At 67.0% G+C, this 18,237-nt stretch carries 21 protein-coding genes and 6 pseudogenes; 10 read left to right on the forward strand and 17 right to left on the reverse strand.

Annotated features, from left to right (window positions below):
* Positions 1-82: 82 nt before the first annotated feature.
* From AB5J53_RS00380 to AB5J53_RS00400, 5 genes and pseudogenes are all read right to left on the reverse strand, one after another.
* Positions 83-550: a DUF4352 domain-containing protein gene (locus tag AB5J53_RS00380; RefSeq protein ID WP_369243644.1), complete on the reverse strand. Its 468-nt coding sequence runs from the start codon at positions 548-550 to the stop codon at positions 83-85.
* A gap of 710 nt (positions 551-1,260) precedes the next feature.
* Entirely contained in the window at positions 1,261-1,449 is a 189-nt protein-coding gene (locus tag AB5J53_RS00385; RefSeq protein WP_369243645.1) for a hypothetical protein, read from the reverse strand.
* 42 nt (positions 1,450-1,491) lie between these two features.
* Positions 1,492-1,923 carry a DUF4240 domain-containing protein gene (locus tag AB5J53_RS00390; protein WP_369243646.1) on the reverse strand — a complete coding sequence of 144 codons (432 nt, stop codon included), beginning with the start codon at positions 1,921-1,923 and terminating at the stop codon, positions 1,492-1,494.
* Between the two features lie 353 nt (positions 1,924-2,276).
* Positions 2,277-2,381 (reverse strand): annotated as a pseudogene (locus AB5J53_RS00395) (IS5/IS1182 family transposase); the annotation flags it as partial.
* A gap of 90 nt (positions 2,382-2,471) precedes the next feature.
* Positions 2,472-3,268, reverse strand: a protein-coding gene (locus AB5J53_RS00400; RefSeq protein WP_369251965.1) for an IS5 family transposase whose coding sequence is annotated in 2 segments (ribosomal slippage) — positions 2,472-2,932 and positions 2,932-3,268 — 798 coding nt in all. Because the reading frame shifts where the segments join, the coding sequence is not laid out codon by codon here.
* 163 nt (positions 3,269-3,431) lie between these two features.
* Between AB5J53_RS00400 and AB5J53_RS00405 the strand changes: the two genes are divergently transcribed.
* Positions 3,432-3,959, forward strand: a complete 528-nt coding sequence (locus AB5J53_RS00405; protein WP_369243647.1) for a hypothetical protein — start codon at positions 3,432-3,434, stop codon at positions 3,957-3,959.
* On the opposite strand, the gene AB5J53_RS00410 is transcribed toward AB5J53_RS00405, so the two are convergent.
* Positions 3,919-4,752: an IS5 family transposase gene (locus AB5J53_RS00410; RefSeq protein ID WP_369243648.1), complete on the reverse strand. Its 834-nt coding sequence runs from the start codon at positions 4,750-4,752 to the stop codon at positions 3,919-3,921. The genes AB5J53_RS00405 and AB5J53_RS00410 overlap by 41 nt on opposite strands.
* 346 nt (positions 4,753-5,098) lie before the next feature.
* On the opposite strand from AB5J53_RS00410, the gene AB5J53_RS00415 reads away from it, so the two are divergent.
* Positions 5,099-5,437: an ankyrin repeat domain-containing protein gene (locus tag AB5J53_RS00415; protein WP_369243649.1), complete on the forward strand. Its 339-nt coding sequence runs from the start codon at positions 5,099-5,101 to the stop codon at positions 5,435-5,437.
* Here the strand turns inward: AB5J53_RS00415 and AB5J53_RS00420 are convergent.
* The 4 genes and pseudogenes from AB5J53_RS00420 to AB5J53_RS00435 all read right to left on the reverse strand — a co-directional run.
* Positions 5,409-5,615: pseudogene (locus AB5J53_RS00420) on the reverse strand (transposase); the annotation flags it as partial. The gene AB5J53_RS00415 and the pseudogene AB5J53_RS00420 overlap by 29 nt on opposite strands.
* Positions 5,575-6,030 carry an IS5 family transposase gene (locus AB5J53_RS00425; RefSeq protein WP_369252927.1) on the reverse strand — a complete coding sequence of 152 codons (456 nt, stop codon included), beginning with the start codon at positions 6,028-6,030 and terminating at the stop codon, positions 5,575-5,577. The pseudogene AB5J53_RS00420 and the gene AB5J53_RS00425, both read right to left, overlap by 41 nt.
* Before the next feature lie 47 nt (positions 6,031-6,077).
* Entirely contained in the window at positions 6,078-6,437 is a 360-nt protein-coding gene (locus tag AB5J53_RS00430; protein WP_369252929.1) for a transposase, read from the reverse strand.
* 30 nt (positions 6,438-6,467) lie between these two features.
* A pseudogene (locus AB5J53_RS00435) lies at positions 6,468-6,602 on the reverse strand (IS5/IS1182 family transposase); the annotation flags it as partial.
* Here AB5J53_RS00435 and AB5J53_RS00440 point away from each other — a divergent pair.
* Positions 6,584-7,336, forward strand: coding sequence for a hypothetical protein (locus AB5J53_RS00440; protein WP_369243650.1), 753 nt, complete (start codon positions 6,584-6,586; stop codon positions 7,334-7,336). The pseudogene AB5J53_RS00435 and the gene AB5J53_RS00440 sit on opposite strands and share 19 nt — an antisense overlap.
* A 1,035-nt stretch (positions 7,337-8,371) precedes the next feature.
* On the opposite strand, the pseudogene AB5J53_RS00445 reads toward AB5J53_RS00440, so the two are convergent.
* Positions 8,372-8,535 (reverse strand): annotated as a pseudogene (locus tag AB5J53_RS00445) (IS5/IS1182 family transposase); the annotation flags it as partial.
* A 32-nt stretch (positions 8,536-8,567) separates the two neighbouring features.
* On the opposite strand from AB5J53_RS00445, the gene AB5J53_RS00450 reads away from it, so the two are divergent.
* Positions 8,568-9,023, forward strand: coding sequence for a hypothetical protein (locus AB5J53_RS00450; RefSeq protein WP_369243651.1), 456 nt, complete (start codon positions 8,568-8,570; stop codon positions 9,021-9,023).
* A gap of 155 nt (positions 9,024-9,178) precedes the next feature.
* Here the strand turns inward: AB5J53_RS00450 and AB5J53_RS00455 are convergent, their stop codons facing one another.
* Both AB5J53_RS00455 and AB5J53_RS00460 read right to left on the reverse strand, forming a co-directional pair.
* Positions 9,179-10,351 carry a hypothetical protein gene (locus AB5J53_RS00455; protein WP_369243652.1) on the reverse strand — a complete coding sequence of 391 codons (1,173 nt, stop codon included), beginning with the start codon at positions 10,349-10,351 and terminating at the stop codon, positions 9,179-9,181.
* Positions 10,352-10,447: 96 nt separating this feature from the next.
* Positions 10,448-11,209 carry an XRE family transcriptional regulator gene (locus tag AB5J53_RS00460; RefSeq protein WP_369243653.1) on the reverse strand — a complete coding sequence of 254 codons (762 nt, stop codon included), beginning with the start codon at positions 11,207-11,209 and terminating at the stop codon, positions 10,448-10,450.
* Between the two features lie 117 nt (positions 11,210-11,326).
* Between AB5J53_RS00460 and AB5J53_RS00465 the strand changes: the two genes are divergently transcribed.
* The 6 genes and pseudogenes from AB5J53_RS00465 to AB5J53_RS00490 all read left to right on the forward strand — a co-directional run.
* Entirely contained in the window at positions 11,327-11,506 is a 180-nt protein-coding gene (locus AB5J53_RS00465) for a hypothetical protein (RefSeq protein WP_369243654.1), read from the forward strand.
* Positions 11,507-11,510: 4 nt separating this feature from the next.
* The gene (locus AB5J53_RS00470) at positions 11,511-11,711 is read left to right on the forward strand and encodes a hypothetical protein (protein WP_369243655.1); all 201 of its coding nucleotides are present in this window, start codon (positions 11,511-11,513) and stop codon (positions 11,709-11,711) included.
* Between the two features lie 119 nt (positions 11,712-11,830).
* Positions 11,831-12,943, forward strand: coding sequence for a hypothetical protein (locus AB5J53_RS00475; protein ID WP_369243656.1), 1,113 nt, complete (start codon positions 11,831-11,833; stop codon positions 12,941-12,943).
* On the forward strand, positions 12,940-13,296 hold the full coding sequence (locus tag AB5J53_RS00480; RefSeq protein ID WP_369243657.1) for an ASCH domain-containing protein: 357 nt from the start codon (positions 12,940-12,942) through the stop codon (positions 13,294-13,296). Before AB5J53_RS00475 ends, AB5J53_RS00480 begins: the two co-directional genes overlap by 4 nt.
* A 22-nt stretch (positions 13,297-13,318) precedes the next feature.
* Positions 13,319-13,576, forward strand: coding sequence for a hypothetical protein (locus tag AB5J53_RS00485; protein WP_369243658.1), 258 nt, complete (start codon positions 13,319-13,321; stop codon positions 13,574-13,576).
* A 367-nt stretch (positions 13,577-13,943) separates the two neighbouring features.
* Positions 13,944-14,093: pseudogene (locus tag AB5J53_RS00490) on the forward strand (IS5/IS1182 family transposase); the annotation flags it as partial.
* A gap of 169 nt (positions 14,094-14,262) precedes the next feature.
* Here AB5J53_RS00490 and AB5J53_RS00495 read toward each other — a convergent pair.
* The 4 genes and pseudogenes from AB5J53_RS00495 to AB5J53_RS00510 form a co-directional block, all read right to left on the reverse strand.
* On the reverse strand, positions 14,263-14,703 hold the full coding sequence (locus AB5J53_RS00495) for a hypothetical protein (protein ID WP_369243659.1): 441 nt from the start codon (positions 14,701-14,703) through the stop codon (positions 14,263-14,265).
* A gap of 41 nt (positions 14,704-14,744) precedes the next feature.
* Positions 14,745-16,016, reverse strand: coding sequence for a phosphatase PAP2 family protein (locus AB5J53_RS00500; RefSeq protein WP_369243660.1), 1,272 nt, complete (start codon positions 16,014-16,016; stop codon positions 14,745-14,747).
* A 122-nt stretch (positions 16,017-16,138) separates the two neighbouring features.
* Positions 16,139-16,228, reverse strand: a pseudogene (locus tag AB5J53_RS00505) (IS5/IS1182 family transposase); the annotation flags it as partial.
* A gap of 110 nt (positions 16,229-16,338) precedes the next feature.
* A complete protein-coding gene (locus tag AB5J53_RS00510) occupies positions 16,339-17,772 on the reverse strand; it encodes an endonuclease/exonuclease/phosphatase family protein (protein WP_369243661.1) in 1,434 nt (477 codons plus the stop codon).
* Positions 17,773-18,237 lie beyond the last annotated feature (465 nt).

Consider the following 18,237-nt stretch of genomic DNA (forward strand, 5'->3'; position numbering starts at 1 on the left):
GCCGCATCCGGCCGCATCAAGCACAGCGCAGCCCCGCCGCGGAGGGAATTTCCCGCGAGCGAGGCTGAGTTCTCTCCGGCATCTAGCTCGGCAGCAGCACGGTGAACGACGGTCTCCCCGAGGCGTCGAAGTAGGTCACCGTCCCGCCCCTGCGGACGACGTCGAGGACGACACTGCCCGTCACGGACTGGCCCGGCGCATACTGCCTGTCGATGTCCCCTCCCCCGACGGACTCCCGCGTCGTGCAGTCCCGCTCGCCTACCCCGTCCTGGCACCTCATCGCGCCATACGGGCTGAAACGCCCGGTCTCGTTCCCGACGTTCTTGATCGTGAGGGTGAGGACGACGTACTGCCCGCGCTTCGACCCGTGCGATGTGCCGAGCTCCGCCGCCGACAGATACTTGGCCGACTGCACCCTGACGCGCATCTTCGTCGACACCGATTCGTCAGACCCGTCCACGGCCGTATACGGGCCGACCGTTCCGACCATCAGCAACGGGGCAAGCGCCGACGAGGACGGCTCCTCCGACGGCTCCGAGACAGACTCCACATCAGCCTGCGCAGACACCGACGGCTTCGCAGCCCCCTCATCCGAGGGACTCTCTCCCGAACACCCCACCGCGAAAGCGGACAGGACCACAGCCGGCACAACGGCACGGCGAACACAAGCGCGCACAGCGCATCCCCCCCATGAACAGCGGCCCTCCCTGGCCGCAGGAGCCGTAAGAGTAGGCCACGCACCGCGTGCACCTGCGAGGTGTGTCCCCTTCCCCGTGCGCGCAGCAGCGGCCGCGTCCTGGGCGCACCGGGCAGACACCACCGACGGGCCGCCTTCGGGCCGCTGCCAGGCGACCTTACGAAGGGCACGAATCACAGGGCGTGCAGTGGCCGCCTGGGCCGTGTCGACGACCGGTGATCATGTTGGGCACCGGCCACGGTCTAAAAGTCCTGCGATTCCCGTACGCCGAGCCGCCCTGCATCCACATCGTCAGCGGCCGACGGGTCGGTCGAACGGTCCCCGTGGAAAACCTCGTCACGTGCGTTGAGCAGGCGTGACACCCCCTCCACGCGAACCCGGTTGGAATCTGGCTTCTCAAGTGGCGGGCCGTGGAAGGCCTCGCCCCGTCAAGCGGGCGCGCGGAGTGGTGGGATCCGCCGCCTGCAAGGGATGCGCGGGAGCATGAGGGTGGATGGCGTCCCGCCAAGTGGTGTAGCGGGGCATGGCCCTTCTTGGGTGGACGTGGCTATCTGAAGGCGCCGTCAGGTGAACGCGGCTGCTGGCAGCTCTGCCTCCGTCTCCTCCCAGGGGAGGTCGATGCCGAGCTCGCCCTCCAGGAACCGCAGGAACGCGACGTCGCCCATCTCGTTACCGCTGTGAACGAAGCCAAGCGCCACTTCGGCTGGTTCGCCGTTCGTAAGGTGCGGCTGGCCGGGCTCGAAGGACGTCACCGGCTCCCCGCCGTTTCTTTTGGCGTAGCTGGGCTGTTGGTGCTACTCATCAGCCCAGCCGGCGGTGTTCGAGTAGGACTCGTAGGAGTAGCGGGTGCTGCGATCCCACTCTTCACCGGTGATTCGACTGTATGCCTCGTCTGGCACGTAGAGCAGGCTCTCTGCCCAGATGAGGTCTTGGGCGTAGGGAGTAAACAGCTGCGGATCGCGGAGCACTGCTTCGTAGGCTTCGCGGCTGGCGGCCACAACGGCTGCGCGGGTGTAGAGGAAGCTGTCGCTCGACAGGTCGTGCCCGTACTCCTTGCGATCCAGTCGGTAGAGCGCCCATGACAGCTGCTCGGCGAACCCGATGACCGTCGCAAGCGGTCCAGCGGAGAGACGGTTTGTCAGTGCCATGGCCAGTTGTTCGGCGTCCGGGTCGGGCGTGGACGGTGTGCAGTCGTCGATGAGCTGCCAGAAGGCGTTCTCGTTCATGCGCAGAGCATGATGGAGGGCTCTGACAGCGGCTGCCCACGGCCCCACCGTCTGTGCCCTACCCCACCAGACGACGGTGGGAGATGAGGGCTGTGGAGATGGCGACGAAGGCGAGGAAGTGTTCAGCTTTGCGCTTATAGCGTCGCCTGCCGGCAGAACGGGGACAGAGGGTGGACTGAAGCCGCGTGCTGTCGCACAGACCGCCGGGCATTCTACGATCCGGCGCATGATGGACCCCGAGGTGCCACGTCCGATCCTGTCGACCGAGGCAAGTACGGCTCGAAGATCCACCTGATCACGGAAAGAACCGCAGATTGGGTGACCCGCACGTCCGTCCGCACTTACTGATCGTTTCAGAATGAGTTCCGGAGGCGGCGAAGGCATATGAGGCTGCAGGTCAATTCGAGCAGACCTTGGTGGAGATCGGCGCGTCGTTCGTAGCGGGTCCGGAGCCGGCGACGTCGCGTCGGTCGATCAAGGGTTTGATGCCGCGTTTCCTCGATGCTTGACGCCTTCGACGCATTGCCTGAGCCGTTTTAGAGATCATCTCAATTGGTGAGTCTGCGGTAGCAGATGAGGGTGCAGGCGATGCTGGTGAAGGCCAGGAAGTGGATGGCCTGCCGCTCGTAGCGACGGTGGAGACGTCGGCAGCCGGCGAGCCAGGCCATGGTGCGTTCGATGGTCCACCGGTGGCGCCCCAGCTTCTGTGACGTCTCAACTCCCTTGCGGGCGATGCGTGGTGTTATGTGGCGTAGGCGGAGCCATTGCCGCAGGTGACGGTTGTCGTAGGCTTTGTCGGCGTGAAGCTTGGCGGGGCGCCGACGGCGTGGACCGCGCCGGGATCTGATCGGTGGGATGCCGCGCACGAGCGGTTCGAGGGCCTGGCTGTCATGAAGGTTGGCGCCGGAGATGCCGACGGAAAGCGGCAGTCCGGTCCGCTCGTTGATCAAGTGGATCTTCGAGCCGTACTTGCCCCGATCTACAGGATTCGGACCCGTCAGGTCCCCTTTTTCAGGGCCCGCATGTTCACCGAGTCGATTGCGCATCGTGACCAGTCCAGCTCGCCTCGAGCCCCCAGCTCGTCCAGGACCAGACGATGCAGTTTCGCCCAGACCCGTTGTCGGCTCCACTCCATGAACCGGCGGTGAGCCGTGGCCCCCGATGGCCCGAACACGGGCGGGACCTGCGACCACGTGCACCCGGTCGTGGCCACGAAGACAATCGCCGCCAACACCTCACGGTCCCCATGACGGCGCCGACCACCACCCTGCGGCCGAGTCGGCGCCTCCGGCACCACCCGCTGGAACAACTCCCACAGCCCATCTGGGACCAGACGCTCAGTCAGCAACACAGCACCAGACTACCGGCATCACCAATTGAGATGATCTCTTAGAAGCCGTTGTCTTTCCGGACGTGATCGTTGAGTTTCCGCTGCTCAGGCATGGTTCGGGTGTCGTTGCGGGAGAGTTCGGGCGATCAGTTCGTTCTTGGCGATGCGGAGATGACCGGTGACATCGGTGATGGGTTTGCTGGAGGAACGTGAGACGGCTGCCCGGGTGCGGGCGGAGGAGCTTCAGGCGGAAGCGGACCGGATTCTCGCGGAACTTGCCGAGGCGGAGGCGGTGTTGGAGCGTCGGGTGATCGCCAGGGTCGAGCTGGCCGAGGCCCTGGCCGCGCCTGGCGATGCTGCCGATGCGTCTGCCCAGGAGGTGGCGGCCCCGGTGCCGCCGGCCGGGGCGGCGAGGGTTCCGGTCTCCGGGTCCGTCGTGCAGCGGTGGCGGGAGGGGATGACGGCGGTGGCGCTCGCGCCGGACTACCGGCGGATCGTGGAGCTGCTGGAGGATGAACTGACGGGCGGCGGGGAGGGGTTGATGGCGAAGGAGATGACGGTCCGGCTCGGGCTCGAGTCGGTGCCGGCGAAGATCGAGGGGGTGCGGTCGAAGGCGAAGCGGCTGGTCGAGCGGGGCTGGCTGACCCTCGCGCCGTCGGGCCGGTTCATGCCGCGAGTGTCGTCTGTTCCTGACGCGGCATCCTGATCGTCTGACCGTGGGCAGTGGTGCGGGCCAGGCGGCGGGCCATAAGCATGCTCGCCGAGAAGTGGATGAACGCCTCGCTGCTGGCGGGTAGCGTCTCGTAGTCCCGGGCCAGACGCCTCGTGCGCAACAGCCACCCCAAAGTTCGTTCCACCACCCACCGTCTCGGCAGTACCACGAATCCCTTCATGTCGTCGCTCCGCTTGACGATCTGCAGGGTGAGCTGGAGTTTCTCCTTCGCCCAGTCGACCAGGACGCCCGTGTAGCCGCCGTCGGCCCACACCAGGCTGATCTTCCTGAACCGCGTCCGCAGCCGGGGCAGCATGACGCGGGCGGCCTGCCGGTCGGTGACGTCCGCGGCGGTCACCAGCACCATCAACAGCAGGCCGAGGCAGTCCGTGATGACGTGCCGGCGCCTGCCGTTGATCTTCTTCCCGCCGTCGAAGCCGCGTGAAGCAGCCGGCACCGAGGCGGCGCCCTTCACCGACTGCGAGTCGATGATCGCCGCACTCGGCTCCGTCTGACGGCCCTCGGCCTCACGGACCTTCCCGCGCAGCCGGTCGTGCAACTCCTTTACCAGGCCGTTCTCCCTCCACCTGCGGAAGAAGGCATACACGCGGTCCCAAGCGGGGAAATCCGCAGGAACCGAGCGCCACTTCACGCCGTTGTCGGTGACGTAGAAGACCGCATCCAGCATCTGCCGGTGACAGTAGCCCTCCGGCTGGCCGCCCCTACCCTCCAGCCACGCCGGCACCGGCAGCGCGTCACGCACCACCGCCCACTCCGCGTCGGTCATGTCCGACGGATACCGCCGCGCCCTCTCGGGCCGGTCGGCCGCGTTCCCGAACCGGTGAGCGAGGCAATCGCACACCGACACGCGGGAGTTGGACGGGACGAGGGCCGTCACGCAAGACTGGAACAACAGGGCCTCCTGATACTCGAGTGGCGTCGCAACCCCGAGCTACCAAGGGGCCCTGTTCTCATGCATCCACCCGGCTAAGATCACCCGACCAGGCACCCTGTTCGACCAGAACCGTCCTCGTGATCGATAGGAATACGGCCTCTTAGACGCCATCTCAATTGGTGACGAGTGGCGTCGATAGTCGCTGGCAGACGTGCTGTGGCGGCGGTTGAATGTCGTGGTGAGCAACTTCTGGACAACACCTGCGCATCACGCGGTCGAGCACGAGGATGCGGAAACCCTGGCCCAGATGCTGGCCGACGGCACCGATCCCGATGAGGTCTTCAGCAACATGACGCTGTTGACGCACGCGATCGATGCCGAGGGCGACGGCTCCCTGCAGAGCGGCAAACCGTTGACCGTGCACACCACTGCTGTGCTGCTGGCCTTCGGGGCTGACCCGGAGCTCGCCGACCCAGACGGTCGCACCCCCATGGACGTGGCCGAGTACTACGGCCACGACCTGGCGATGAAGCTACTGCGGGCCCACATCAGCGGCCGAGCCGCCGGTAACAGATGAGCGTGCAGGCGATACTCGTGAAGGCGAGGAAATGCTCGGCCTTGCGCTCATAACGACGGTGGAGGCGGCGGCAGCCGGCGAGCCAGGACATGGTGCGTTCGATCGTCCAACGGTGACGTCCCAATCGCTGGGAGGTCTCAACTCCTTTGCGGGCGATGCGGTGCCTGATGCCGCGGCTGCTTAGACGTCATCTCATTGGTGAGTCTGCGGTAGCAGATGAGGGTGCAGGCGATGCTGGTGAAGGCTAGGAAGTGGTCGGCTTTGCGTTCGTAGCGGCGGTGGAGTCGGCGGCATCCGGCGAGCCAGGACATGGTGCGTTCGACGGTCCAGCGGTGGCGGCCAAGTCGTTGTGAGGTCTCGATGCCCTTGCGGGCGATGCGATGCCGGATGCCTCGGCTGGATAACCATCGCCGCAGGTGGGCGTAGTCGTAGCCCTTGTCGGCGTGAAGTTTGTCGGGCCTGCGGCGTCGGCGTCCCCGGCGGGAGCGGATCGGAGGGATGCCCTGTACCAGGGGAATCAGCGCCTGGCTGTCGTGCGTGTTGGCGCCCGAGATGCCGACGGACAGGGGCAGGCCGGTCCGTTCCGTGATCAAGTGGATCTTTGACCCGTACTTGCCCCGATCTACAGGATTCGGGCCTGTCAGATCCCCCTTTTCAAGGCCCGCATGTTGACCGAGTCGATCGCGCACCGGGACCAGTCCAACTCACCGCGGGACCCGAGTTCGTCGAGGACCAGGCGGTGGAGTCTGGCCCAGACTCGGGCCTTCGTCCACTCGGTGAATCGTCGGTGAGCCGTCGCGCCGGACGGCCCGAACGACGCGGTCGGCAGCTGCTGCCACGTGCATCCCGAGGTCGCCACGAACACGATTGCGGCCAACACTTCGCGGTCGCCGTGCCGGCGCCGACCACCACCCTGAGGCCGCGACGGCGCCTCCGGCACCACCCGCTGGAACAGCTCCCACAACTCGTCCGGCACCAGCCGCTCAACGATCCCCGCCATGGTCGACAGCGTACTCAACCAAATGAGATGGCTTCTTAACCATCGCCGCAGGTGGGGATAGTCGTAGCCCTTGTCGGCATGGAGCTTGCCGGGCCTGCGGCGCCGGGGGCCCCGGTGGGACCGGACCGGCGGTATGCCCTTCACAAGTGGGATCAGGGCCTGGCTGTACCCGGCACCGCGGTTCGGACAAGGCCGAGCACAGCGTCAACCAGCGCCGGTTGCTGCTGCTCCTGCTCGACAAGCGGCAGCAGGTAGCGCACCTGAGTGCGCTGGCGCAGGTGCCGCTGGCGATGTGGCTGTGGTGGGACGGCTACGTCTCCACCCGGCAGGCGCAGCGGGCGTGGGTGACGTGGGTGGGGCGTGGCAGGCGCAGCCAGGAGGTGGCGCGCGAGGGTGCTGTGGGTCTGCTGGAGCAGGTCGGGCATCAACTGGCCGGCGAGACCGCGCGGGCCCGGTTCGTGCGGATCATCACCGCACTGGGCAACGGGAGGACCCTGACGGTGCGCGGGCGAGCCGAGCTGCTGGATGCCGTACGGGACGTGATGGAGCCGGAGTCGGTGTTCGCCGCCAGCGGCCTCGTCCGCGCGCTCGGCCCCGCGCAGACACCGATGACCGTCGAGGCGGTCGTGGGCCACGTCGAGGCCCTCAGCGCCGCGCTGAGCCGCACCCTGGACGGGACCGTGGACAGTGCGCTGCTGGAGCGTGCCCGTGCCGTCCACCGTGCCTCCATGGCCGACTACCTCGCCCAACGCGGCGACCTCGCCGCCGGAGCCGGAGAGCTGGCCAGCCTCTTTCGCGAGCCCACCCTCCAGGAACAGTTCGACCAGGCCGGGAAGCAGCTGCTGCTCGTCGTAGGGATGGAGCTGCTCCACGGCCGTACCCGTCCGGCCGGGCGGTAGGAGCGGCGTACTTCGCCGGCCAGACAAGGCGCAGCCGTCAACGGGCGGTTCGCGATGCCCTTCGAAGGGCGTCGGAACGAGGCCGCGAGATCCTGCTGCGTTCAGCCCCCCGGGTCCTGGGGGTGCCCGTCCATATCACCGTGCCGCGGGTGAAGGGGGTGGGTGCCGTCCAGGGCGTCGGCTTACGCCGAGGCGTGCGGCACTCGATCATCGACCAGGTCACCCACTGAAGCGAGGTAACCACCAGGTTCGCGTAGCGATGGCCGGCCTCGGACGCCCCCCAGGAAGCCCCACAGCCCGGCCGATCCTCTGGAGATACCATCAGCTCTCTTTGCGATCATCTAGGGGAAACCGTGCGTCGACGTCGAGTATCCATATGTGCCGCTCTTGGAACTCTTGCCCTGGTCACAGCCTGCTCGGACTCACAGGCCTCCCCCACCTCCACCGCACAGCCATTGACTTCGGCCACCACGCAGTCATCGACTCCGGCCACCACGCAGTCATTGACTACGGCCACCACGCTCGACCAAGCCGATGAGCGCCTCCACGAGCTGTTGCTCAAGGTGACCACGGCCGCACGGAAGTCAGGACCGCCCCCGATCGGCGCCGTGCATCCCGCAGTGGAGACCGCTCCTGACTGCCAGGATCCGGGCACCGCGAGACACACGGTAACCATGTCGCTCCTTCAGGGGGCCGGGTCTGCGGACGTTGGCCCGGATGTCCGAGCCGACCTCCAGAAGCAGGGCTGGAGCATGGGCGGATGGCGCATCCATGACAAAAGAAGGCGCTACACATCTCCGGGCAAGTTCGGGGGATTCACCATCTTCGTCTCCTACGTGAAGGGCTCCGGCGAGACGAACGTGCTCGCGAACACTCCGTGCCTGAAGGGCTCGCCACTCACGAAGTCCTCAATGTTCCCCGAACCTGGCAGCACCGAACCCCAGTAAGCTCCCAGCGGTGCGCAGGACGACAAGGACGGCGGACTGCGGCTAAGGGCTGGCTAGCTCGTGCCCGCACGCACCTCGTGCAGCAGCTGGCGATGCGGTGCCGGATCCTGCGGCCCCGGAGCCATCTCCTCAGGTGGTCGTAGTCGTAGCCCTTGTCGGCGTGGAGCTTGGCAGGACGTCTGCGGCGGGCCCTCGGCGGGAGCGGATGGGCGGGATCCCGCGCACAAGGGGCTTCAGGTAGGAGTCGGCTCGGGCTTGTCGGCGCGGACGGACATAATTCGGCTGTGGATCTGAGACCGGAGTTGTTGCCCCCGCCCGTGAGTCGGCAGCGGCTGGACGAGGTGTGCGCCGAGGTGGAGCGGATCGCTGACCTGCTGGAAACCCGCCCGGAGGCGGCGGGTGAGGCGATCAAGGCCTTCAACGCGATGACCGGGCACGACTACGTGGCCCTCGACTTCGCCGAGTACCACGGCAGCAGGAGCCTGGAAGAGTTCGGCACAGAGGCGGCCCGGCCGGCCCGCCCCGTGGTCGCGGACATCACCCGGGACGAACTCGTGGAGATCGTCCGCAGACTGCTGACGGTCTCTCCGGAGAGCGACTACTACCTGCGGCTCCTGGAAGCGAACGTGCCGCATCCCCACGTGATTGACCTGATCTTCCACCCCTCGGACGACCTTCAGGACGCATCTGCGGAGCAGATTGTCGATGCGGCTCTGAAGTACCGACCGATCGCACTCTGAACCCTGCGCAGATGTCAGCCGGCCGTGGCCTGTTGCTCGGCGCGGGCGCGGGTGGTGGGTCAGGAGACTGCAGGTAGCGGCGCAGCATGGAGGCGTCGAGGTCCTGGCGCTGGAGGTGGGCGGCGAGGTGACACACGTGGCAGCGTCCAGGCGGCTCAGCGCACCGTGGCGGCGTCTCGCGGGACGAACCGCGTGTAAGGGTGGGCGGGGTCCGGGCTCGGCTCGCCCGGCGGCAGCACGGGAGCGAGCGTCTCGAACACCCGCTCCATCACCTGGTCCGTGTACCCGTCCATCGTGGCCGATGCCTGGAGCAGCACACCCCCCGCCCGCAGCGAAAGCACCCGGTGGAACGCACCCGAGTCCTCCAGCGCCGCGGCGCCACCCAGCCGCGCTGCAAGTTCCGCCGGACAGACCGTCACCCAGGCGTAGCCGCGTAGGAACCGCCGGCCTTCGCGCAGGGACGTGCGCCGCCTGCGGCGCAGCACGGTATCGAGGTTGGTGAGCTCGTCGAAGTTGTCCCACTCGATGTGGCCGAAGAGGGGGCTGCTCCCATCCAGTGCGGCGTACAGGAAGTCCACCACCGCAGTGCAGGATGCGGCGTCATCCGGGGAGTTGACGCTGGCCGAAGCCGATGCCCGCCAGATGGAACCGTCATCCATGACGTGATAGGAACTCGCCCGTCCCAGCACAGCCATGGTCTCCATGGGACCGATCGCCCCGACCACTCGACCGGCATCGGTGACGGCGAGAACTGGGCCGACGGTGCCAGCCTGAATCTGATGGTGGAGGAATGCGAGGCCGTCGCTGGTGAGGCGGTGGGCGAAGGCGGCGAACGTGGCCTGTACGGGCGCTGGTAGGCCGTGTACGGGCCGGACTGGCCCTTCTTTGTGTGACTGGGCCTGGCCGAGTTCCCGGAGCTGTACGCGCGTGACGGCCGTCCCGGCAGGGGGTTCGTCGTTGGGGCCGTGGAAGGTGATCACGCGAGCTGTGGCGGTGGCGTGGTCGGCCGCGAGCTTTGCCGCCAGGTCGGCCGCCTCGTCATGGCCGGGCCCGTAGGTGTAGACCGTGAGAGTGCCGTGGCCGCGGTGGATCAGGGTGGGGATCAGGGTGCGGACGCTGTTGTGCTCGATTGCATCGGGCAGGACTATCTCGTCCTTGTGCTCGGACCAGCGCTGGTCCTTGTCGTAGGGGAGGAACGTGCCGGTGCCGGCGACGCGGACGATGTCGGTGAAGAGGCCGGGATCGAGGGCGCCGGGGTGGACGGGGCCGATCGTCGGCACGTACGGCACAGCTACGACAGGCTGCAACCAGTCCCACTTCAAGCGCATGGCACTCACGCTACTCGCCTGGCGCACAGGGCTCAGGCCCCGGCGCGTTCGGCGGATTCCACGCGACCATGCAGGGGGCCTTTCTCTGCTCTGGGGTCAGGCTTCGGGGCGTCGGTCGTAGGCGGCGAGCGTCGCCTTGTTCGTCGACGCGTCCTGAAAGACAAGCTCCCACGGGCCGGTGTTCACATCGAACTCCTTGCCGAACCCGACCCACTTGCCCGTCATACGGCGGCCGGTCGGCTCGACGAGCAGCTGAATCGCGCCGTGGTAGCGGGCTCCGCGGTAGTAACCCTCGGATGCCGTCTGCTCCGTCCACGTGCCGGTAGCGACGTGACCCTCTATCTCCAGATCCATCGTCAGCGGCGAGTCCGACGAGCCGGGCAGGGAGCGCACCGTGAGCCGGTTGCCGTGCTGCAGGATCACCGCGTAGTGCAGACCCGTGAAAGCGGAGTCACGGCCGCTGGAGAAGTACTCGTACCGCGACAACCACACCCCCGAGTAGTTGCGTGACGAGGTCTGCGGCACTCCCTGCGGCGCGTTCACCGCGGGGCCAACGCCGTTGGCTCCTGCTTCCATGTCGTGCCCGCCGTGGCCGTCGTCAGAGACGCGCGCCAGGGGGACGGTGACGGTGAAGCCGAGCGATTCGATGGGCAGGCCGGTGACGTCCTCAAGGGCGCGGGCGTAGACCGGTCGGGGTGAGGTAGTGGTGCCGGCTTCCCAGCGCTGCACCAGTCTCTTGTTCGCATCGTTGGGGACACCTGCGCGGGCGCCGGCCTCACGGACCGCGCGGGCGAAGTCGTCTTGGGACAGGAGCATGCCCATACGTACTGCTCGCAGGGCGCTGTTCGGTGTGGCCATACGAGCACGGTAGACCTCGGCCGCTCGGAATGACACCGAAATGACACCCCCGATGTCGCCGGTTTGACGCCTGCACTGACGCCGCGCAGCCCACCGTGACGGGGCCACCTTGAATCCGTGACCGATACAGGCAGCGACAGCATGCACCCAGGTCTGACCATCACGGTCTACCGAGTCGACCCCGAGACGATGAAGCGCACCCCCGTCTACTCCCGCTCGCTCTCGCCCGCCGACGAGCCCGTATTCAGCCTGGCCTTCCCGCCGTGCCGCTGCTTCCGCTGCACGAAAGGCGGCTGACCGGATGAGCCCGATGTGGGACGACAAGCCCGAGCACACGGAAGGGATCTGCGTCGCCTGCGGCCAGCACACCGATAACGGCATAGTTCGCTGGCTGCCCCGCACGTCCGGACCCGACGTCCGCCTGATCGTCCACGCAGAGGGCAACGAGTGCTGGCCCAAGCAACCCGTGGAGCCCATCCGGCTGGCCAGCTCCGGCCTTTGAGACCCCGCCCTCGTACCCCGTGGCTCCTGAGGGCGGGCGGCCCAGTAAGCCCGATCAGAGCGGCGCACACATCGAAGCCGGTGCCGCCGTCCTGTCTATCCACAGAGGGGGAATGAACGGTGTCTCTGCACCCTGTCTCACCCAACACGGTGCTCGCCAACGCGCTCACGAGCGCCGAGGATGTTCTCGCACCATGCATTCGCAATACGCCGCCCGACCGCGTCGTGTTCGTCGTGGGCACTCAGATCAACGGCGCGCCGCACCTGGGAACTTCGCTCGTGCAGTCCCTCAGCTTCGCCGCTGCGGCGCGCGTCCGCGACCGCTTCGCGTTACCTGTCGAGGTGCACTTCGGCGCCCTCGACAACGCGCCGCACGAGGTCATCACCGACCCGGCATCGGGCCACAGCTACCAACGCGCCTACGCGCACGCGCTCGGCGAGGACGCCCTGGCCGCGGACGTCGATGAGATGTACCGGCCGCTGTTCGCCGAACTGTCCGAGCGGCTGCACGTGCCTTACTCGATCGAGATGTACTCGCAGCAGCAGGCCGGCGAGCACTTCCGGCGAACGTGGCTTCGCACGCATCGACGCATCAACGCTGCTCGCTGGTGGCTCGCCCCCTCGACGGGTGTGCCGCACGTGCGCGTCCCCTGCCCGCAGCCCGGGTGCGGATGGGCAGAGAAGTACGCCGAGCGGACCTGCATTCGCACGAGCGGCGACGAGCGCGCCGAAGTGAGCTCAGTCTGCCTGCATCACGGCCCGTATGAGGTCACCATCGAGCCGACCCGAGGCGGTTACCTCGACCTCGCAACGCTGTATCGGAATCTCGTCAAAGAGTTGTCTCTCGCCGGGTCCCCGGGGCGCCTGTACGTCATGGTGAAGGGCGGCGACTGGGTGTTCGGCTCGCAGCTCGTCGACGGCGCACTGCAGGCAGTCGGGCTCACGCCGGGGCAGCGGCCGGCGCGGCTATTCTGCCCGCAGGTCGTCACGGACACGGGCGCGAAGCTATCGAAGTCCCTCATACGAGACGGTCTCGCCGACTTGCCCGACGGCTCCGCCCCTTGGATGCTCGACACCCGACTCTGGTCAGGATCGTTGTCCGACTACGCCGAGCAGCTGCTCGGCATGGCCGAGGTGCTGCTGTCGAACCCCCGGCACTTCTTCCGCTCGTACTCGGCCGGCGAACTCGGCCGCCTGATGACAACAGCCACTAGGAGCGTTCCCGCCTCATGAAGGAAACCGCCGCTCGCGTCCACGAGCTGAACCTGTACCGCCGGTACTTCGACCTCGTCGCAGCCGGCCGCAAGACGATCGAGGTGCGGGTGCGGTACCCACACCTCAAGGACCTCACCGCCAGCGACGTGATCCGCTTCCGAATCAAGGGCACCGAAGAGACGTGCGAAGTACTCGTGCGGCGGGTCACCGCGTATGACGACTTCGAGGCGCTGCTCGACGGCGAGGGACCAGTGAACGTCAACCCGACCGCGAGCCGCAACGAACAGCTCGCGAACATTCGAAGTATCTATGGCCCTGAAAAGGAAGCGCTCGGCGCTCTCGCGATCGATATCGAGCTCATCGCATCGTGAGCCCAGGAGCCTGACACGCACGATGAGCCCCGGCCGGCGGCTGGTTCCCTGCCGGGGCTCTCAGCTGCCCTCAGGCGGGCCTGGGGCGAGGAGCAGGGAGTTCCCACTGCGCATCGTCGTCGACACCGTCGACACCAGCGACACGGCCTCGATCATGCTCTGTGCCGACGAACACCGGTGGGCGGAGGCCCGGTTCCCGCGCAGCAAGGGCGCCGTCGCCATCGGCGAGACCCCCTATGTGAGGGACGACGTCGTGCGGGACTCCCCGCCACCTGGTTGATCTCTGCATGACGAGTACAGCGCGGCCCAGCACACTCGTTGCTGCCCCTGTGCCGCGACCGCGCAGCGGCCCGACCATGACGCCGTGGTGGGGACGCCCCTGTCTCGACCCGCCAAGGTCTCCGACGTGGTCGGTAGTCTCAGCCCCGGACAGATCGTCGCGATCGAGTGCACGGTCTCACGCTCGTCCAGACCGCAAAGACGCTGGAATCGTGGGCGTGACAGTAGAGGTCGTCGGGATCGCGAGGCGATGACGGAAGCCGATGTCCGGCCGGAGTTCCGTGCGGCCGCATAGCAGCGGCGAAGTTAGCGGCCAGCCCGAGTCTCGCCTCACGCGGCAACGTCATTCCCAGGCGAGTTGCCCTCTCTGGAACGATGCCGGAGTGTGGCAGCGCCTACGCAAGGTGCTGCTTCGGCCCGGCCTCGGTCGACCGGCTGTGATCACCGACGGCCATGGCACCCCGCTCGCGGTGCTGTCGACCGACGGCAACCGCAACGGCGTCACCCAGCTACTGCCTTGCTCGACACGATCCCGCCGGTCCGCCGCTGGGTAGGCCGTCCCCGCCGCCTAGGGCGCGCCACCAGCAGGGTTGGAAACCACAATCCCAGAGGCTGAAAATGATGTCCGCAGCTGTGTTCGGAAGTGGAGGAGGGTGCTGATCACACCAGCCGCGGGTGTTCTGCCCTTCACTCGTACCGGCCAGATTCCTTGTGCCAGTCGTAGTTGGAGCGCTGCCAGTTGCCCATCCCCGTGATGAAGTACTCGACGCCTGGTTGGCCGGTGTCAGACAGGAGCCGGTATTCGTCGGTCGCCTGCAGGAGTTCTGCGTGGTCCTGGAAGCGCCGCACAGCGGCGTGGAGTTGTTCCCTGCTCCTAGCGAGGACCTCCTCGAGACTCGGCCCTGACCGCTCCCGGATGATCACATGGTCGTGGAATCCGCCGCTCTCCTTCTCCTTCTTTGCACTGAACGCGTCGTTCACCTGGGCGACGATGTCGCCCAGGTGCTCGCGCAAGCGATTCACCGGTGCCGTCGACTGGATGGACTCGGGAATCCCGAAGTGCCATCCACGCTCCAGTAGGTCGAGGTACACCGGCGCCCCACCGGCGATGGGGCGCAGTGCACACATAGCCCGGGAAGCGCTCAGCCCACAACCTGATGCACCATGACTCAAACCAGCTCGGGCTGCGGTTCCGGTTGCTGCGCTGGTGCCGCATTCGGATCCCACAGCTTGGTGGTCCGCACGTAGCCGTGGACCACTGAGGTCATCGCCAGAATGAGAAGTGGTCCAAACACCCACGGGTGTTTGGCCATCTCCATCGGCAGATAGCGATATGACACCAAGAGCGCGGCGAAGACCGTCGCACCGTAGGCGACCAGCTGGATTCCTGGCCGGTCCCAGCCACGGTCGAGCGAGCGCATCGCCGCCTCGATCGTGAGAGCAAACACCACACCGGCAACGAGATCCGCGCCGTAGTGGTAGCCGAATCCGAGCGTCGCGCTCAGCGTGGCAATGAGCCAGAACGCGCCTGCGAATCGCAGAAGCCGTGGACCCTTGCGGGAATGAATGAAGAGCGAGGTGGCCCACGCCGTGTGCAGGCTGGGCATGCAGTTGCGTGGGGTGATCTGGTCGAACGGGATCTGGTGCGGGGTGTAGATCGGCGGCGGCATGTCCGGCCACAGGTTGGCCACCGCCCAGTGGCCGCCGTCGGCGCCGTAGGCGAAGACCGGTCCGACCACCGGGAAGAGCATGTAGATGCCGGGCCCGAGCAGGCCGATGACCAGAAAGGTGCGCACCAGATGGTGGCCCGGGAAGCGACGCTCGACCGCCACGTTACGCAGCTGGTACAGCGCGAAGATCGCCGCTGCCAGCGGGAGCTGACCATAGACACCGGCGAGAACATGGGAACCGATCGGGCCGATGGCCTCGACAATCCGCCCTGCCAGCCACGACGGGTTGCCCAGCGCGTGATCGGCGGTTGCCACGTACTGGTCGAGCACCGCCGGGCGGGTCTTCGACGTGATGAGCAGCCAGGTATCGCCAGTCTTGTGGCCGGCCACCAGCAGCAGGCCCAGCCCGACACCCTTCAGCAGCAGGACACGTTCCCGGCCGGTGCGGCGCGTGACAGCGATGACCGCATAGCCCAAAATCACCCACAACGCGCCGTTGCCGAAGTTCATCCTGGCGTCGACCGCCCACCGCACCAGCCAGAAGGCGACGTCGATGCCGATCGCGACACCAGCCGCGATGAACCGTTGCCGCCAGGTGAGCACCACCATCATCAACGCCATACCGGCGTACAACAGCGGCCCCGAATGGGGGGCGAATATCACCTCTCGCACCTGGTTGGTGATCGGCCCCGGCAGGCCGTAGCGGCGCGCGGCGATCTCCAGCGTGATGAGGAATCCGAGAGCCGCCACACCGGCCATGGCCCACAGCATCGCCCGCCGTTGACGCCACGCGGCGAACGTAATTCTGCAGGTTATTCGCGAAAACACCCGCAACGCTATAGATATCAATTGTTCGGCCGATTTGTTAGATGTTAGGTAGATGGGTAACACGGAACGCCGGCCGCGGTCAGGGCGTCGATGACGCCGTGAAGGCGGGCGGCCTTGATGTCGTGTACAGCGCCGGACGGTCCCGGCGACGCCCAGCGCCGTGCGCCCGCGGGGGTTGCTCCGACCGAAGGGGACCGTCCCACACCGTCTCGGTGTGGGACGGTCCCCTTCATGCGTGCGGTCCGCTGCCCGGACAGCCCGGCGCTCAATGCGCGGGCAAAGTCACCGTGCCCCAGAGGGGCTGGTGGTCCGAGGGGTTGGCGGTGTTCGAGCCGATGGTGCAGCCGGACCAGGTCGCGGAGGTCGAGCCGAAGAGGTAGTCCAGCTTCGAGCTTCCCTTGGTGGGCCTGTTGGCAGGCTGATCGCACTCCTTGTACGCGTTGTACAGCGGCTGGAGGACCGGCTCGCTGCTCCCGTCCGGCGTCACGGTCGGGGTGGCGTTCAGATCGCCGCCGAAGACGGGCCGGTAACCGCTGTACTGAGCGACCTGCTGCGCCAGGTAGGTTGCTTGGGCCTGCTGCGTATACCGCTTCGGGTCGTCGTAGCCGGAGCCGCCGGTGCTGAAATGGGCCGTGCAGGCCATGACGGCCCAGGTCGGAACAGCGGCGCACAGGGCGGTGCGGCGCTCCGTGTCCGCCGGGGACTCCAGCTCCACTGCCTTGTACCAGGTGTTCTCGGCGGGCACGGCGATGGCGACGCCGTAGGCCCCGCGATTCGCGCCGCACGACTTCTGGGCCCAGTGGCTGGTGCCGACCTTGTACTGGATCGGGGCGAACCGGACGTCCCAGGTGTCCGCCCCGCCGTCGAGGGTGGCTTCCAGCTTCTGCTCCAGCGGCTTGGCCAGCTTCTCGCAGAACTCCTCGAGGAAGATCACGTCAGCCTGCGCGGCGACGGCCCGCTGCGTGACGGCGTAGGCGAACTCGTCGGCCGAGTAGTCGTACATCGGGCAGTCGCCGTTGTTGCTGCAGGTGTTCCAGGTCAGCGCGTGGATATTGCGCGTCGGCGTGGACGCGGCGGTCGGTGGCTGCGACGAGGCGGGGATCGGAACGAGCTTGAAACGCTCCCAGGAGCCCGGCGTCGTGGTCATACGGGCCCGCAGCAGTCCCTCGTCGCCGCCGGTGCTGTTGACCTCGGCGGAGACGTAGTAGTCCTGGGACGTGCCGCCCTCGGTGAAGTTGTACTGCAGCGCGTACCAGCCGTCCTTCAAGTCGACCAGCTCAAACCGCTCCCAATTGCCGATGGCGTCGGTCTGCCGGGCCCGGAGCATGCCGAAATGGGAGTCCGCGTCGTGGAACTCGGCGGACACATAGAGGCCGTTGGCTTCGGAACGCAAGGCGGCGTGCGAGCCCTTGTCGTCGGTGTGCAGCGTGAAGGTCTCCCACGACCCGAGGCTGCTCGGGTCGCTGCAGTTCGTTCGCGCGCGGAGCTTGCCGGACTGGTTGCCGGCGTCGTTGATCTCCGCCGAGACGCACACCGGCTTGCCGGCGTTGTCGCTGGCCGCCTTCGACTGGAGCGCGTACTTACGCCCCGCCGACTTCTCGGTCAGGACGTCGCCCGCCTGCGCCGACGACGCTATGGACAGCGTGAGGAACGTCAGCAGGAGCGCGAGCAGGGCTCCCGTACGCGTTGTTCTTCGCAACGTAACTCCGTTCTCCTTCCCAGGGTGTTCCTCGGGAGGTCCTCATTTCTCGGTTCCACCGGCGGTCTCCGCGAGGCCGGTGCCGGATGGTGCCGAGCGTCGTGTCGGGCACGCCCGCGTGCGGCGGCACGAGGACACGCAAGGGCCCGGCACAGCCTCGTGTTAGCCCGTGCCGTGGGCGATCTGGATCTTCTCATAGAGTTAAAGTCCGATAAACAGAGAATGAGGTTTTTCTAAACTTCCTCCGAGGGTCGGCAGTGGGCTGCGAGCAGGGCCTTGGCCTGCGGAAGCTCAATGTCGACCAGGAGTGGAGGCCAGATGCCAGAACCTCAGCTTGGGAAGCTCAGGTGATGTAACACGGCGCCCCCGCTGACCTGCGGAGTCGGCGCGCTGACGCGTGGCCGGCCACCGACTCGGCAACTCGCCCTGAACGGCGGGGATCTGGGGAACCTCGACTCGTATTCG

It is taken from the genome of Streptomyces sp. R41, assembly GCF_041053055.1.
In the GTDB taxonomy this organism is placed as follows: domain Bacteria; phylum Actinomycetota; class Actinomycetes; order Streptomycetales; family Streptomycetaceae; genus Streptomyces.